Raw genomic sequence first — 14,800 nt, forward strand, 5'->3', positions numbered from 1 at the left:
GCAGCTTTAAAATCTTAAGATCTAAGATTACATAATCTTATTTCTCTTACGGTCATTTTCCGTTAAATATATCTTTCTTAAGCGCAAGTGATGCGGAGTTACCTCAACATATTCATCTTTCTGAATATATTCCAAAGCTTCTTCTAAAGAGAACTTGATTGCAGGAACGATCTTCGCTTTATCGTCCGCTCCAGAAGAACGTACGTTAGAAAGTTTTTTCGTTTTAGTGATATTCACCGCCATATCATCCTGACGTGAATTCTCTCCAATTACCTGACCTTCATAAATATCTTCACCCGGATCTACGAAAAACTTACCTCTATCCTGAAGTTTATCAATAGAATAAGGAATCGCTTTTCCTTTTTCCATAGAAACTAAAGAACCATTCTGTCTTTCCGGAATTCCACCTTTAAGTGGCTGGTATTCTTTATATCTGTGTGCCATGATCGCTTCACCCGCCGTAGCAGTAAGCAACTGGTTTCTTAAACCGATAATACCTCTGGATGGAATAAGGAACTGAATATTCATTCTTTCTCCTTTAGCCTCCATAGAAAGCATCTCTCCTTTTCTCATGGTTACCATCTCAACGGCTTTTCCAGAAACATCTTCGGGAAGATCAATGGTAAGCTCTTCAACAGGCTCACATTTCACTCCGTCAATTTCTTTAATAATAACCTGTGGCTGTCCAATCTGAAGCTCATAACCTTCACGTCTCATAGTTTCAATAAGAACAGATAAGTGAAGTACTCCGCGGCCATAAACTAAAAATTTATCGGCACTGTCAGTTTCATTTACACGAAGTGCAAGGTTCTTTTCAAGTTCTTTGTAGAGCCTCTCTTTAATATGCCTTGAAGTCACAAACTTTCCATCCTTTCCGAAGAAAGGAGAATCGTTAATGGTAAAAAGCATACTCATGGTAGGCTCATCAATAGCAATAGTTTTTAATCCTTCAGGATTTTCAAGATCGGCAACAGTATCGCCAATTTCAAATCCTTCTAGACCTACGATCGCACAAATATCACCCGCCTGTACCTCTTCGATCTTTCTACGGCCTAAACCTTCGAAAGTATGTAGTTCTTTAATTCTTGTTTTTTTGATGCTACCATCACGCTTCACTAAAGAAACCTGCTGATTCTCTTTTAGAGTTCCTCTTTGTAATCTACCAATCGCAATACGACCTGTAAATGAAGAGAAGTCAAGAGAAGTGATCAACATTTGAGGAGTTCCTTCCAGATCTACTTTAGGAGCAGGAATATGTTCCATCACCATATCAAGCAATGGCTCAATATTATCAGTTTCATTTTTCCAGTCTTCACTCATCCAGTTGTTCTTTGCAGAACCGTATACAGCTGGGAAATCCAGCTGCCATTCTTCAGCACCAAGTTCAAACATAAGGTCAAATACCTTTTCATGAACTTCGTCTGGAGTACAGTTTTCTTTATCAACCTTATTGATCACCACACATGGCTTTAAACCAAGATCGATCGCTTTTTGAAGAACGAAACGAGTTTGCGGCATTGGCCCTTCAAAAGCATCTACCAATAGTAGTACACCATCGGCCATGTTCAATACTCGTTCTACTTCTCCACCAAAATCGGCGTGACCAGGAGTATCAATAATATTGATCTTAGTATCCTTGTAGGTTACAGAAACGTTTTTGGAAGTAATGGTAATTCCACGCTCTCTTTCAAGATCATTATTGTCCAGGATAAGTTCACCCGTAGACTGGTTATCACGGAACAATTCACAGTGATGCATTATTTTATCTACCAGGGTTGTCTTACCGTGGTCAACGTGTGCGATAATCGCGATATTTCTAATAGCTGTCATGAAGCCTTATTTTTAAGGCTGCAAATGTACAGCTATTTTTCGCTAAACCAGCCTAGTTTTAAAAGATTTTAATTTATTGAAAATCAGCAACTTTAAATGTGTTTTTAGATTTATGCCTATTCTGTTTTTCCCGTAGAATCTTCCGGAATTGATCAAAGTCCAAAAAATCTCCTAAAAAAGTTAATTCCATTATGTCCTCAAATTCTCCTTCTCTCCTCTATTTCCCTGACAAACAAACAGATTAATTTTTCAGCAATTTATTATACTGTTAAACCTAAAAAGTTTTGCTGTTAAAGGCCTTTAAATTATTTGAAAGCTCTTTCACTTAATTCTAGTTTTGATCCAAACAAAAAGAATTATTATGAAAATTATCAAAGGATTATTTCTATCAATTTTAGCTTTAGGCGTTGTGAGTTGTGATGATGACGATGACAACGAAACTATGGAAACTACGACGTCGTACACGGCTCAATTAGGTTCTATCAACGATTCTGGAGCAAGCGGTACTGCGACAGTTTCTGTACAGGGCGATATGCTTACAGTAAATGTAATGGCCCAGGGAATGGTGCCAAATCAGGCACATCCACAACACATTCACGGATTAATGGATGATGAGGAAGCAACCTGTCCTCCAGCATCTGCTGATACTGATGAAGACGGAATCATTACTATTCCAGAAGGAGCTCCTTTCTATGGTGAGGTTCTGCTTCCACTTGATGACTTTCCAATGGCAGATGAGAATGGAAATATCAGCTACGAAAAAACTTTCATGCTAGGTGAGAATGGTACTCCAACTGCTGAAGAACTGGACGATCTTGAAGACAGAGTGATCGTACTACATGGTCTGAATAATAATGATGAGTATGTAGCTACTATTCCTGTTGCTTGTGGTGAGCTTGATGAAATGTAGAGAAACACCATTATAATAAAGAGAAAACCGCCAATTCGGCGGTTTTTTTATTTTATGATTCGTCTGCTGAAGGTCCGTAAGTTGTGGGAACTGATATTTCCAACAACCTGAAATAAACTCCTAATTGAGCCCGGTGATGAGGAAACTGGCTCATCACCATGGTTTGAAGCACATTGAACCTGGGCATTTCAAAAAGGGTCTCTCCTTCTTTGGTCATTTTCCAGGTATGCTCATATTCTTCATCAGCTTGTTTCAAAGCTTTTTCAGCTGCAGCGGTATTTTCTTTTAGTGTTTCGATAAGTCCTTTCACTGTTTCTTCCTCAGGCGGTTTATATCCTGCGATATCCCATTCTCTAGCATCCATGGTTCCGGTGATCCATGATGGTATTTCTGCCAGGTGATTGGCCAATTGCTTAATGGTCATTGATTTTTCATGAGGCTTCCATCCCATTTTATCTTCCGGTATTCGCTTTAAAAATTTTTCGGTTAAAGCCACTTCCTGCTGTAATTGGGAAATAAAAAATTCATGAATTTTCATAGTATCGAGATTAGTATCAAACAAGCTTCTAATTTATGAAAAATTAGCCTTAAAATTTATCGCTTTAGAAAAACTGAACTAATTGCAATGCGCTATTAAATCAATTATCTTTGCCTCAAATTCAAAAAAATGGATCTAAGTAAAATTCCGAATATAAAACATAGTGATTCCAATAATTTCTTCCTGCTTTCGGGGCCCTGTGCTATTGAAGGAGAAGAAATGGCTTTAAGAATTGCTGAAAAAGTAGTTTCAATAACCGATAAACTGGAAATCCCATATATTTTTAAAGGCTCTTTTAAAAAAGCAAACCGAAGCAGGATTGATAGTTTTACCGGAATTGGAGATGAGAAAGCATTAAAGATCCTTAGAAAGGTTTCGGAAACTTTTGATATTCCCACGGTAACTGATATACATGAAATCAACGATGCGAAACTAGCTGCAGAATATGTAGATGTGCTTCAGATTCCCGCTTTTTTGGTTAGACAGACAGACCTTGTAGTGGCAGCTGCCGAAACCGGAAAAGTTATAAATCTGAAAAAAGGCCAGTTCATGAGTCCCGAAGCTATGAAACATGCCGTTACCAAAGTGACCGACTGTAATAATGAACAGGTGATGGTAACCGATCGTGGAACTATGTTTGGCTACCAGGACCTGATCGTGGATTTCCGTGGAATTCCAACCATGCGTGAATTTGCCCCTACTGTACTGGATGTGACCCATTCGCTTCAGCAACCCAATCAAAGTACCGGCGTTACCGGCGGAAGACCCGACATGATAGAAACCATTGCGCGGGCCGGGGTTGTAAATAATGTTGATGGTTTGTTTATTGAAACTCACTTTGATCCGGCGAATGCAAAAAGTGATGGAGCGAATATGTTGGACCTGGCACATTTGGAAAAATTACTGAGCAATCTGGTGGCGATAAGAAAAACCATTAACCAAATCTAAAAATTTTCCCAAAGTTTAATTACGCTTGCGTCTAAAGAGGAATTTTCGGGCTAAATTATAATTTAACTTATATTTCCCTACAATGCGAAGTCATTCCTCTTCAATATCCGGCATTCTGCTGGTTATATTCTTATTATTATCTTTTCTCATCCCGGGGAATTATGCCTATGCTCAGGAAAAACCCCAAATAAATGTGGGTGGTGCCCTAAGATTCAATTATAATCTATCTTCCTGGAAGGACGGACAAAAAGAAAGAGGTGGAGATTTTGGATATGATATGTTCAGGATCAATTTCGATGCTGCCTGGAAAGATATTTATCTAAATGCTGAATACCGTCTTTATTCTGAAGCCTTTGGAGGTGGATTTTTAAAACAGGGCTGGGTTGGTTACAGGTTCAATGATCGCGACGAGATACAAATAGGATTAAATCAGGTTCCTTTTGGTTTACAGCAGTATAATTCCCACAACTGGTTCTTCAATCTCACTTATTATTTTGGATTGGAGGATGATCATGACATGGGGATCAAATATCTGCATGTAGGTGAGACCTTTGAATATGATCTCGCTTTCTATAAAAACGCGGAAGAATTACGCTTTGGCGGAGATACTGAAACTTCTCCTAACCGATATTCTTATGACGTGGTGGGGAGAAATAAAGAAGTGAACCAGGTAAACGGAAAAGTGGTTTATAAGTTTGGCGACTCCATAAAAAATCGTCTGGGAATTTCTGCACAGTATGGGGGTCTATATAATCTGGACACTAAAGAAACAGGCTCGCACAATGGTCTTGCCTTACACTACGAACTGGATTTTAGCAATTGGAATTTTAAGTTACAGGCTATGAATATCAATAATGATCCGAAGAATTTACCTGGAGAATCTGATGAGATTTTGCAAATGGGAGCTTACGGAGTTCCTTATGAAGTAGCTTCAGATTTTAATATTTACAGCCTCGCTTTTTCCAAAAGTATCCCTGTTAAACTAGGCCCCATCAGTAATCTTGAATTTTATAATGACTTTGGGTATATGGATAAAAAAGTGGAGAGTTTCGAAGATTCCTTCATGAATGTAACCGGAGTTCTCATAAGTGCAGGGCATGTTTATACCTATGTAGATTATGCCGCCGGATATAATCACTCCTGGCTGGGTGGAAATTTTGTAGATGATTTTTCCAATGGAAATCCAGATGCCAAGTGGGAAGCAAGATTCAATATCAACATAGGCTATTACTTTTAAGAATAAACTAATAAATTTTTATGGCAGAAAAAGTTACCAGAAGCGACGAAAAGAAATCAATATTTGGTCTTGAAGTAAACGGACCGGTATTTTTTACCTCGTCTATTTTTATTATCGTAAGTATCGCTCTCACTCTGATCTTCAAAAAGGAGGCAGAAACCTTCTTTGCCGATCTTCAAACCTCTGTGGCTGAAAATGCAGACTGGTTTTTTATCCTGGCAATTAACCTGTTTCTAGTATTCCTGATCTATCTGGCAGTAGGTAAATTTGGGAAAATGCGAATAGGCGGGCAAAATGCAAAACCTGAATTCAAAAAACTTTCATGGTTCGCCATGCTCTTTAGTGCAGGGATGGGAATTGGATTACTATTCTTCAGCGTTGGAGAACCCGTAATGCATTTCAATTCGCCACCCACGGCTGAAGCCGGTACAGTAGCAGCAGCTAAAGAGGCTATGAACTTCACTTTTCTTCACTGGGGTTTTCATGCTTGGGGCGTATACGCACTGGTAGGTTTATCACTCAGCTATTTTACTTACACCAGGGGTTTACCTTTGACAATAAGGTCCATTTTTTATCCTTTTCTAGGAGATCGTATCTATGGTAAAATTGGAGATATTATAGATATTTTTGCAGTATTGGCCACACTTTTTGGGCTCGCAACTTCCCTTGGTTTTGGAGTTCAACAGATCGCTTCAGGCTTAAATCATGTCTTTGGACTAGCTGACGGAATAACCACACAAATAATTATAATTGCTATTATAACCATGATCGCAACAGCCTCGGTGGTACTGGGAGTAGATAAAGGTGTAAAGGTACTTAGCGAATGGAACATGAGAATTGCCGTGGTACTGTTGATCCTCGCTTTAATACTTGGTCCAACCATCTTTATTTTCAGATCTTTCGTGGAAAATACCGGAAGTTATCTCTTTAACTTTCTGGATATCGCCACCTGGAGTGAAACCTATAGCAATAGTTCCTGGCAGAATGACTGGACTGTATTTTACTGGGGCTGGTGGATTGGCTGGTCTCCCTTCGTTGGAATGTTCATTGCCAGAATTTCTAAAGGAAGAACTATTAGAGAATTTATATTAGGGGTTCTCCTTGTCCCATCTCTAGTTACCTTCTTCTGGATGTCCGCTTTTGGAAGTGTGGCCATCGATGATATTATGAGTGGAAATGATGTTCTAACTAAAGCTGTAGATAATGATATAGCCACGGCACTTTTCGTGTTTTTCCAAGATTACCCACTGGCAATGGTTATTAATGTGGTAGCTGTATTGCTTATTGCAGGATTTTTCATTACCTCATCAGATTCAGGATCCCTGGTTATTGACAGTCTTACCTCGGGAGGTAAGATAGATGCTCCCGTTGGACAGCGAATTTTCTGGGCAGTCACTGAAGGTACGGTAGCCGCAGTATTGCTTATTGGAGGAGGTTTACAGGCGCTACAAACTGCTACGATTGTTACCGGCCTCCCCTTCGCCTTAATTTTAATAGTGATGTGCTATTCTTTACACAAGGGTCTCCGGGAAGATTTGAAAAAACTCGAAGAGAAAAAATCTGAACAACAAATGGAAAATTATGAAGAGATCGTTTCAGAAATAGTAAATAAAAGGAATATAAAAACTTCAAATAAAAAAGAAGACTCATGAAAAGCGTAGATAACATTCTGGTCGCATTGGACCTTACTTCAACCGATGCCGAAATTATTAAATATGCCTCGTTTCTTTCTGAACAACTAAAATCGAAAAAGGTATATTTTGTTCACAATATTAAAAAATATGAGATTTCAGATCTTTTTCAGGAACAACTGAAAGATTTAAATCTGGAAGAGGCCATTAGCGAAGAACTGGAAGAAAAAGTTTCTGAGAATTTCACCGCTGATGTTCCTTCCAAAGTTCTTATTTCTGAAGATCCCTATACAGAATCACTGGTGAATTATATCGCTCATAAATATGCGATAGATCTGGTGATTTTAGGAAATAAATCCAGGAAAAAAGGTACTGGGGTCGTTTCAGATAAATTAATGAGACTATTGAAATGTGATATACTTTCCGTTCCGGAAACCGCTCAATCGAGATTAAAGAATATCTGGACGGGAACCGATTTTTCTAAAGAATCTGTCAAAGCCTTCAGACTGGCGGCAAACCTTAAGAAAATGACCCAGGCAACAATAACTGCAACCAATATTTATAATGTCCCGGTACAATTTACCCCTTATCTGGATAAAGAAGAAATGGTGCCCAAGATCGAGAAACATACTATAGAGAAATTTGATAAATTCCTTAAGCGAAATGAAATTTCTGAAATCGAGAAGAAAATACTGCGCGGCCGTGACGCCAGTGTGGCCGAAAAACTTTCCCGTGAAGCTGAAAAGGCCGGGGCAGATCTTTTGATCGTCGCAGATAAGGGTGGAAATGTTTTTTCATCGCTTCTGGTGGGAAGTGTCACAGATGAACTTTTTGATCTGGATTTGAAAATCCCGCTTTGGGTCGCTAAGTAATTTAAGCCAAAATTTCATTTATAACTTATAATCATTCTCTCATAAAAAAGTTCTCTCATACAGGGGGCTTTTTTTATTCAGTAACGCTAGAAAATTACATTTCCTTCACGAAATAATTAAACTATTGTTAATCAGTTAATTAATAAGAAACATAAAAAGTATATTAAGGTTTAACTAACTTAATTATACTAATTATGAGAAATGAACTGGAAAATATCGCCGTGCGTATTGGTGAATTTTTACCTGATCTCCTTGGAGCCTTATTGGTTCTATTGGTAGGCTGGTTAATTGCGAAAGGTATAAAAGCACTTATCGTAAGATTACTTAAAAAAACGCATTGGGATGAAAAAGTATTGTCCCGCACGAGTGTTGGAGATTCCAACGTTTTTATCGCTAATATTTTTTATTATGTAATTATGATCATTGTAATAATGATCGTACTGGAAATACTTGGCGTTAATCAGGTTCTTACCCCATTGGAAAACATGGTGGGAGAGTTCCTGGGATTTATCCCAAACCTAATAGGGGCCGTCCTTATAGCATTCATAGGTTATTTACTGGCAAAATTTGTTTCTAATCTTATCAATATCACCGGGGGTTTCCTGGATAGAATGGTAGATAAAACTGGTTTTAAAGACACCGCTCAATTGATTGATATTATTAGAAAAGTTGTTTTTATCATCATATTTATTCCTTTTCTAATTCAAGCCTTTAATGCACTGGAACTGGAAGCAATCTCAGGACCGGCAAATGATATTCTTACAGATTTCACCAATCTCATTGGAGAAATTATAATCGCTGCCGTTATCCTTATCATCTTCATTTGGGGAGGGCGCTATTTAGCCAATTTCCTTGAAGATCTCTTCAGAAGTCTTGGATTGGACCAGGCTGCGGAAAAGATCCAGATACACAACATGATTGGAGCTAATCAATCCCTATCTAAAATTGTAGCCAACCTTGTTTATTTCTTCCTGGTATTCTTCGGAATCATCACGGCAGTAAATATTTTAGGACTGGATCAGTTGACTGAAACGCTGGATCAGATCCTTGAAGTTACCGGACAAATTATTTTTGGACTGATCATACTGGCTGTAGGTAACTATATTTCACTGGTTATCTATAACACCATGAGCAAGACCAGGAGCAATAATTTTATTGCCAGTGTGGTAAGATGGGCTTCCTTAGCACTTTTTCTTGCTATTGCCCTTAGAACGATGGGTATTGCCAACGAAATTGTGGAATTAGCCTTCGGACTCATCCTGGGAGCGATTGCCGTGGCAGTAGCGCTTAGTTATGGTCTTGGTGGTCGTGATGCTGCCGGAGAACATTTTAAAGAGATCATTCAAAAATTTAAGGATGATAAATCTGTAAAAAGTTCTGATCCAAACACGAAGCCTACACCTTCTAAGCATCCAGACAATCCGTCACATCCCCGAAGAGATGTAAATGACCCGGCGAATCCAAACAATCCGGATAATCCAGAACCAAATGATCCAAGACTGGATCTATAATTAAAATAAACCCCGCCGTGAGCGGGGTTTTTTCTTTATTATCGCTTTCTTAATTTTCTAGTTCAGCAATGATCAGCACCGGAAAATGATCTGATGGATATCTTAGATCTTTAGAATCACTCAAAACGCCATATTTCTTCACTTCGACCTCATCATTCACAAAAATATAATCGATCCGGCGGGTTACTGACTCTGAAAAATTATAACCATTAAAAGTACCCACTGGACCAAAAGTAAATTCAGCTTCTTCCCTGGAATCATTTAGAAAATCCTTGATGATAGCTATACCCTCGGTTTTGGGTTCCAGGTTAAAATCTCCCATTAGGAAAACCGGAAGTTCCTCCGTGTTCAGTTCCTTTATTTTTTTAGTGATCAATTTTGAGCTTTCAAGCCTCGCTTTATCGCCTACATGGTCAAAATGTGTATTAAAAACGTAGAACTTTTCTTCTGTTTCTTTATTCTGAAATAAAACATAAGTGCATATTCGATTAAAATCTGCATCCCAGCCCTTACTTATCTCTTCAGGCGTTTCCGAAAGCCAGAACGTATCAGATTCAAGCACCTCGAACTTTTCATTTTTATATAGAATCGCACTGAATTCTCCCTTGTCCTCTCCTTCCCTGCCTAGACCCAGTACCTCATAAGCATCAATATTTTCGGTAAAATGATCCAGCTGAGATTTCACCGCTTCCTGTACTCCCAGGATATCCGGTTCGTAAAACCTAATCTGGTTGGTTATCCAGTCTTTTCGCTTAGACCAGCTATTTTCCCCATCGTTCTCATTGGCATATTTGATATTATAGGTCATGATTTTAGTTTCCTGACTGTTCATCGCTGTAAGGCCAAAGAAAATGCTGAATAAAAGAAGTAGATTTTTCATAGGTGCAAATTGTAATAGATATCCGTTTTCAGTTGTAAAAGTCGTCAGCATGTTCTAATATTTATCGGGATTATTTCAGACCCCTCATATTGTAATGATATACATGAAATGAGATTCTGAAACAACTTCAGAATGACGTTATTTTTCAGTTAGTATACGAACAAACTAATTTTTTATAAAGTTCGGAATATTTAAAAGAAATAAAGTCAATCCAAGATTTTTAAAATTTTTCATCAGGAATTGAACTTTTTTAACTTACTTTGTTTTTCAAAGTACTTTAAAATGAAAAACGAAAAGTATCTTCAGGATCTTAGCGAGATCAAAGAAATGATGAACCGTTCCTCGCGCTTTATATCCCTAAGCGGACTTTCCGGGGTATTTGCCGGAATATATGCGATCATTGGCGCGGTGATCGCAAAGATGCTGCTGGCTGAAAATGCTTCAGTTTATAATGAATCTTATGCTTCGGTTTCAGTAGGGAATATAAATTCAGATTTAAGTCTGCAATTATTTCTAATTGCAGTTGCTGTTCTCCTCCTGGCGATTGGAACCGCCATATTTCTTACCACGAGAAAAGCGAGGAAAAACAATCAAAAGATCTGGGACAGCACCAGTAAAAGATTATTGATAAACTTTTTTGCGCCCCTGGCCGCCGGCGGAATATTTTGTCTGGTACTCCTGCAATATAAACTGGTAGGATTAATTGCCCCAGGCATGCTTATTTTTTACGGATTGGCTTTAATTCACGGAAGTAAATATACCTTTGCCGATCTTAGAAGCCTCGGTTACGCAAACCTGCTTCTCGGTCTTATCGCCACCCAGTTTATTGGATACGGAATATATTTCTGGGCGATCGGTTTTGGGATCTTTCATATTATTTACGGCATCTGGATGCATAATAAATATGATAGAAAAAGTGCTGAATGAAGAATATCATAAGTAATATTAATAAAGCCTTTGATCATAGGATACGCCTCGGAATCATGAGTGTATTGATGGTGAATGAATATGCCGATTTTAAAACCCTGAAAGAGCTCCTGGGAGCGACAGATGGAAATCTTGCCAGCCATACCAAAGCTCTGGAAAAGCAGAAATATATTAAGGTTGAAAAATCTTTTATTGACAGAAAACCAAATACCAGGTATATCGCTTCAGATAAGGGCCGAAAGGCATTCCAGGATCATCTGGATGCACTGGAGAAATTATTGAACTCTAAGAATGAACTGAAAAATTAAACCAAAAAAAAGAGAAGAAGTAAACTATATTTTTTTACCTGTTTACTTTGAATTTCAAAGTACTTAAAAATAAATAATCATTTAAATCAATCATTATGAAAACAAACAGAATTTTAATCATCTTATTAATTGTAGGATCACTCTTATTAATCCCCTTTACCGCCATGCAGGTAAGTGAAGAAGTAGTATGGTCTACATTCGATTTCCTTGTTGCAGGAATATTACTTATGCTAACAGGACTGGCGATAAACCTTGTTTGGAGAAAATTTATTTCTACCAAAAAAAGGATATTATTTTGCGGAATCCTGGTGGCACTCTTCGTGATTTGGGCAGAACTGGGCGTGGGTATTTTTGGAACTCCATTCGCGGGTAATTAAAATTTAAAATTATTTATTATGAGAGATGCTATAATATCCGGCTTAGATAATCCATCTGAACTGGAGCAACTATACAGAAAAAATAAGGCGGAGTTTAAAGAAAACTTCAACTCTGTATATACTGATTATCAGGAAAAGCCTATCGTAAAATTCTGGTATGAAAGATTGAATTATGAAGCTACAGATATTTCATGGGGCTCAACTAAGGAATTAAAATTTTTATTTATTGCCGCAATTATCGCTGGTTTTCTGGCAAAACTGCCGGATATTCTTACTATTGAAGAAGACTTTTTTTATCCAAGAAATATTGGATTCCTCGTATTTCCATTTTTGACTTTTTTCTTTGCCTGGCGAAATAAATTATCTAAAAACAAAATTTTAATTATCGCCGGGATTAGCTTGGTAAGTCTCTTATACATCAATCTTTTACCAAATGAACCTGATAGTGACACTTTGATCCTGGCCTGCATTCACTTACCCTTACTTCTATGGGTGGTATTAGGAATTGCTTTTACTTCTTCCGGAATTAAAAATTATAAGAAACGTCTTGAGTTTTTAAGCTTCAATGGAGAGCTTCTGGTCATGAGTGCCATGCTGGTAATTGCAGGTATTATTCTAACAGGAATTACCGTTGGCCTTTTTGAACTTATAGGCCTCAGCATCGTGGAGTTTTATTCCCGGTATATCATTATATTTGTGCTGCCTTCAGTCCCCCTACTCGCTTGTTTCCTGGTGCAAACCAATCCTGGAATGGTAAATAAGGTATCTCCGGTAATCGCTAAAATCTTCAGTCCCATAGTACTGGTCACTTTAGTTATCTACCTGGGTGCAATTATTGCTTCGGGGAAAGATCCTTATACAGACAGGGATTTTCTTATACTTTTCAACATCGTGCTATTAGGAGTGATGGCGCTAATCTTTTTTTCGGTTACTGAAGGATGGAAAGAAGATCGACTGGGATCTAATAAATACATTTTATTACCGCTTGCTTTAGTTACCATAATTGTAAACCTCATCGCACTTTCTGCGATCATTTTCAGGATCTCTGAATGGGGCTTTACTCCCAATCGCCTCGCTGTACTGGGTGGTAATATTTTAATTTTGCTACACTTATTGCTGGTCACATTTCAACTATTTAGATGCAGCCTTAAAAAGCTGAATATTTCAGAAGTCGGAAGATCGATCGTTACTTATTTGCCGGTATATTTTATCTGGGTGATCGTGGTCATTTTTATGTTTCCACTGATCTTCGGTTTTAAATAAAATATTTGGTAATATGAAAATGCTGGGATCACTTTAAAACTGAAAAAATGGAAAAGGAAAATTTTGTAGCGAAAAATTCGATAGTCCGGGAGATCTGGGGTAAAAGTGATACTATTCTGCTCATTTTTGCCGGGGCTTCCGCAGAATTCGCCTTGAATAAAGCAGTAGACTGGCTATATTTTACCGGAAAGCTTCCAAAAGATCCATTAGGAAGACTTTTTTCTACAGTCAATTACGCCAGGGAAATAGTTTTTGCAGATAGAAATTCAGCCATAAACGCCATCGAAAGAATGAACAGGATACATTCTTCCGTAGAGAATATTCGGGGAAAAAATATTCCCGCCTGGGCTTATCGCGACGTATTATTTATGCTGATTGATTATTCAATTCGCTCGTTTGAAATACTAGAAAGACCACTGAAAATTGCTGAAAAAGAAGAAGTCTTTGAAGTCTTTTCCAGGCTAGGAGAACATATGCACCTAAAAAACTTACCCCAGAATTATGAAAACTATTTAAAAATGCGTGATTCGCATCTGGAACAGCACTTGTTTTATGGAGATTATACCCGGGACCTTTATAAACAATACCGCAAAAACCTGGGATGGCTTCGCTATATGCTATTACTGGAAAGCCAGACGATGATAGTCCCAAAAAAAGTTCACAACTATTTAAATTTGAGAAGGTTATCTTTAATTAGTCCGTTTATTAAAGTTTTTAAAATAAGCAGAAGGATACGACTGGACGACCTCATGAAAGCTATGATCCTGCCACCTGAATATAAGACCAAGATAAGATCTTTAGATCACCAATCATCCTAATATGAATTCAACTTCTAATCAATGAACTTAGCAACCAGACTGGATTCGTTTCATCAACGTGTTCGTTGTAATCAATGGCTTGGATATTTTACGATTTTTGTCCGCATATTGCTGGCCTATGCTTTTATTTTTGCCGGATTTGTAAAAGTTAACGGAGAACGTTTTACCTCTCTATCCAATAACCACCCGATGGGGCAATATTTGGAAGCCCTTTTTCATACCGGATACTACTATACTTTTATAGGTGTGGTGCAAATGCTGGCAGGTATCCTTTTATTGATTCCCAGGACGGCCCTTATAGGAGCTATGCTTTATTTTCCTCTAATTCTGAATATCTGCATTCTTTCTTATGCCGTAAGATTTGACGGCTCGCTACTTACCTCGCCATTAATGGTAATGGCAAACCTGTATTTATTAGGCTGGGATTATCATCGGCTGAAATATGTTCTGCCATTTAAAAGATCGGCTTTTAAAAAAATGCTTCCGGCTAAAAAAAATAGAAGTAAAAAGTTCGCCTTTAAATTCTTAAGTGGAGTTTTTGTTATCACCGCGACCGCGGTAGGATTTATCGTGCTTATGAACTTTAAGGTGATCATGCCCAGAAATACAATTGATGATTGTGAGTATCAATGCCCGGAAAGTTCTAACGAAACAGCCTGTATCTCATTTTGCGAATGTATCCACGAACAGGGGAATTCACTGAATGACTGCCTCGAAAAATTTGGTAAAGATTTTAATAAATAAACGTAG

At 37.9% G+C, this 14,800-nt stretch carries 15 protein-coding genes; 12 read left to right on the top strand and 3 right to left on the bottom strand.

Going from position 1 to position 14,800, the window contains the following annotated elements; translation table 11 throughout:
• Positions 1-27: 27 nt before the first annotated feature.
• Positions 28-1,830, bottom strand: coding sequence for a translational GTPase TypA (typA, locus tag LGQ90_RS07010; protein ID WP_229339551.1), 1,803 nt, complete (start codon positions 1,828-1,830; stop codon positions 28-30).
• 361 nt (positions 1,831-2,191) lie between these two features.
• Here typA and LGQ90_RS07015 point away from each other — a divergent pair, with 361 nt between their 5' ends.
• Positions 2,192-2,740 (top strand): hypothetical protein, encoded by a 549-nt coding sequence (locus tag LGQ90_RS07015; protein WP_229339553.1) that lies wholly within the window; start codon positions 2,192-2,194, stop codon positions 2,738-2,740.
• A gap of 52 nt (positions 2,741-2,792) precedes the next feature.
• Here the strand turns inward: LGQ90_RS07015 and LGQ90_RS07020 are convergent, their stop codons facing one another.
• Entirely contained in the window at positions 2,793-3,278 is a 486-nt protein-coding gene (locus tag LGQ90_RS07020) for a DinB family protein (protein ID WP_229339555.1), read from the bottom strand.
• 129 nt (positions 3,279-3,407) lie between these two features.
• Here LGQ90_RS07020 and kdsA point away from each other — a divergent pair, with 129 nt between their 5' ends.
• The 5 genes from kdsA (at position 3,408) to LGQ90_RS07045 (ending at position 9,477) form a co-directional block, all read left to right on the top strand.
• A complete protein-coding gene (gene kdsA, locus LGQ90_RS07025; RefSeq protein WP_229339557.1) occupies positions 3,408-4,226 on the top strand; it encodes a 3-deoxy-8-phosphooctulonate synthase in 819 nt (272 codons plus the stop codon).
• Positions 4,227-4,308: 82 nt separating this feature from the next.
• A complete protein-coding gene (locus LGQ90_RS07030; protein WP_229339560.1) occupies positions 4,309-5,463 on the top strand; it encodes a hypothetical protein in 1,155 nt (384 codons plus the stop codon).
• A gap of 20 nt (positions 5,464-5,483) precedes the next feature.
• The gene (locus LGQ90_RS07035; protein WP_229339562.1) at positions 5,484-7,115 is read left to right on the top strand and encodes a BCCT family transporter; all 1,632 of its coding nucleotides are present in this window, start codon (positions 5,484-5,486) and stop codon (positions 7,113-7,115) included.
• Complete coding sequence (locus LGQ90_RS07040; protein WP_229339564.1) at positions 7,112-7,966, top strand: universal stress protein; 855 nt, start codon at positions 7,112-7,114, stop codon at positions 7,964-7,966. Before LGQ90_RS07035 ends, LGQ90_RS07040 begins: the two co-directional genes overlap by 4 nt.
• A gap of 194 nt (positions 7,967-8,160) precedes the next feature.
• Positions 8,161-9,477 (top strand): mechanosensitive ion channel, encoded by a 1,317-nt coding sequence (locus tag LGQ90_RS07045; RefSeq protein ID WP_229339566.1) that lies wholly within the window; start codon positions 8,161-8,163, stop codon positions 9,475-9,477.
• A 49-nt stretch (positions 9,478-9,526) separates the two neighbouring features.
• Here LGQ90_RS07045 and LGQ90_RS07050 read toward each other — a convergent pair whose 3' ends face one another.
• The gene (locus tag LGQ90_RS07050) at positions 9,527-10,357 is read right to left on the bottom strand and encodes an endonuclease/exonuclease/phosphatase family protein (protein WP_229339567.1); all 831 of its coding nucleotides are present in this window, start codon (positions 10,355-10,357) and stop codon (positions 9,527-9,529) included.
• 282 nt (positions 10,358-10,639) lie between these two features.
• Between LGQ90_RS07050 and LGQ90_RS07055 the strand changes: the two genes are divergently transcribed.
• From LGQ90_RS07055 to LGQ90_RS07080, 6 genes are all read left to right on the top strand, one after another.
• Complete coding sequence (locus tag LGQ90_RS07055; RefSeq protein WP_229339569.1) at positions 10,640-11,284, top strand: hypothetical protein; 645 nt, start codon at positions 10,640-10,642, stop codon at positions 11,282-11,284.
• Positions 11,281-11,592 carry a winged helix-turn-helix domain-containing protein gene (locus tag LGQ90_RS07060; RefSeq protein ID WP_229339571.1) on the top strand — a complete coding sequence of 104 codons (312 nt, stop codon included), beginning with the start codon at positions 11,281-11,283 and terminating at the stop codon, positions 11,590-11,592. Before LGQ90_RS07055 ends, LGQ90_RS07060 begins: the two co-directional genes overlap by 4 nt.
• A gap of 95 nt (positions 11,593-11,687) precedes the next feature.
• The gene (locus LGQ90_RS07065) at positions 11,688-11,969 is read left to right on the top strand and encodes a hypothetical protein (protein ID WP_229339573.1); all 282 of its coding nucleotides are present in this window, start codon (positions 11,688-11,690) and stop codon (positions 11,967-11,969) included.
• A gap of 18 nt (positions 11,970-11,987) precedes the next feature.
• Positions 11,988-13,232, top strand: a complete 1,245-nt coding sequence (locus tag LGQ90_RS07070; protein WP_229339575.1) for a hypothetical protein — start codon at positions 11,988-11,990, stop codon at positions 13,230-13,232.
• Positions 13,233-13,279: 47 nt separating this feature from the next.
• Positions 13,280-14,050: an oxygenase MpaB family protein gene (locus LGQ90_RS07075; RefSeq protein WP_229339577.1), complete on the top strand. Its 771-nt coding sequence runs from the start codon at positions 13,280-13,282 to the stop codon at positions 14,048-14,050.
• A 21-nt stretch (positions 14,051-14,071) separates the two neighbouring features.
• Positions 14,072-14,794 (top strand): DoxX family protein, encoded by a 723-nt coding sequence (locus tag LGQ90_RS07080; protein WP_229339579.1) that lies wholly within the window; start codon positions 14,072-14,074, stop codon positions 14,792-14,794.
• The last annotated feature ends 6 nt before the right edge of the window (positions 14,795-14,800 follow it).

Origin of the sequence: Christiangramia sediminis, assembly GCF_020552705.1 — a bacterium.
In the GTDB taxonomy this organism is placed as follows: Bacteria; Bacteroidota; Bacteroidia; order Flavobacteriales; family Flavobacteriaceae; genus Christiangramia; species Christiangramia sediminis.

Bases quoted from the DNA above. Each gene is read 5' to 3' on its own strand.
- LGQ90_RS07035 (WP_229339562.1), top strand. From the start codon at position 5,484: ATGGCAGAAAAAGTTACCAGAAGCGACGAAAAGAAATCAATATTTGGT.
- LGQ90_RS07075 (WP_229339577.1), top strand. From the start codon at position 13,280: ATGGAAAAGGAAAATTTTGTAGCGAAAAATTCGATAGTCCGGGAGATC.
- typA (WP_229339551.1), bottom strand. From the start codon at position 1,830: ATGACAGCTATTAGAAATATCGCGATTATCGCACACGTTGACCACGGT.
- LGQ90_RS07060 (WP_229339571.1), top strand. From the start codon at position 11,281: ATGAAGAATATCATAAGTAATATTAATAAAGCCTTTGATCATAGGATA.
- LGQ90_RS07080 (WP_229339579.1), top strand. From the start codon at position 14,072: ATGAACTTAGCAACCAGACTGGATTCGTTTCATCAACGTGTTCGTTGT.
- LGQ90_RS07070 (WP_229339575.1), top strand. From the start codon at position 11,988: ATGAGAGATGCTATAATATCCGGCTTAGATAATCCATCTGAACTGGAG.
- LGQ90_RS07065 (WP_229339573.1), top strand. From the start codon at position 11,688: ATGAAAACAAACAGAATTTTAATCATCTTATTAATTGTAGGATCACTC.
- LGQ90_RS07015 (WP_229339553.1), top strand. From the start codon at position 2,192: ATGAAAATTATCAAAGGATTATTTCTATCAATTTTAGCTTTAGGCGTT.
- kdsA (WP_229339557.1), top strand. From the start codon at position 3,408: ATGGATCTAAGTAAAATTCCGAATATAAAACATAGTGATTCCAATAAT.
- LGQ90_RS07055 (WP_229339569.1), top strand. From the start codon at position 10,640: ATGAAAAACGAAAAGTATCTTCAGGATCTTAGCGAGATCAAAGAAATG.
- LGQ90_RS07040 (WP_229339564.1), top strand. From the start codon at position 7,112: ATGAAAAGCGTAGATAACATTCTGGTCGCATTGGACCTTACTTCAACC.
- LGQ90_RS07050 (WP_229339567.1), bottom strand. From the start codon at position 10,357: ATGAAAAATCTACTTCTTTTATTCAGCATTTTCTTTGGCCTTACAGCG.
- LGQ90_RS07045 (WP_229339566.1), top strand. From the start codon at position 8,161: ATGAGAAATGAACTGGAAAATATCGCCGTGCGTATTGGTGAATTTTTA.
- LGQ90_RS07020 (WP_229339555.1), bottom strand. From the start codon at position 3,278: ATGAAAATTCATGAATTTTTTATTTCCCAATTACAGCAGGAAGTGGCT.
- LGQ90_RS07030 (WP_229339560.1), top strand. From the start codon at position 4,309: ATGCGAAGTCATTCCTCTTCAATATCCGGCATTCTGCTGGTTATATTC.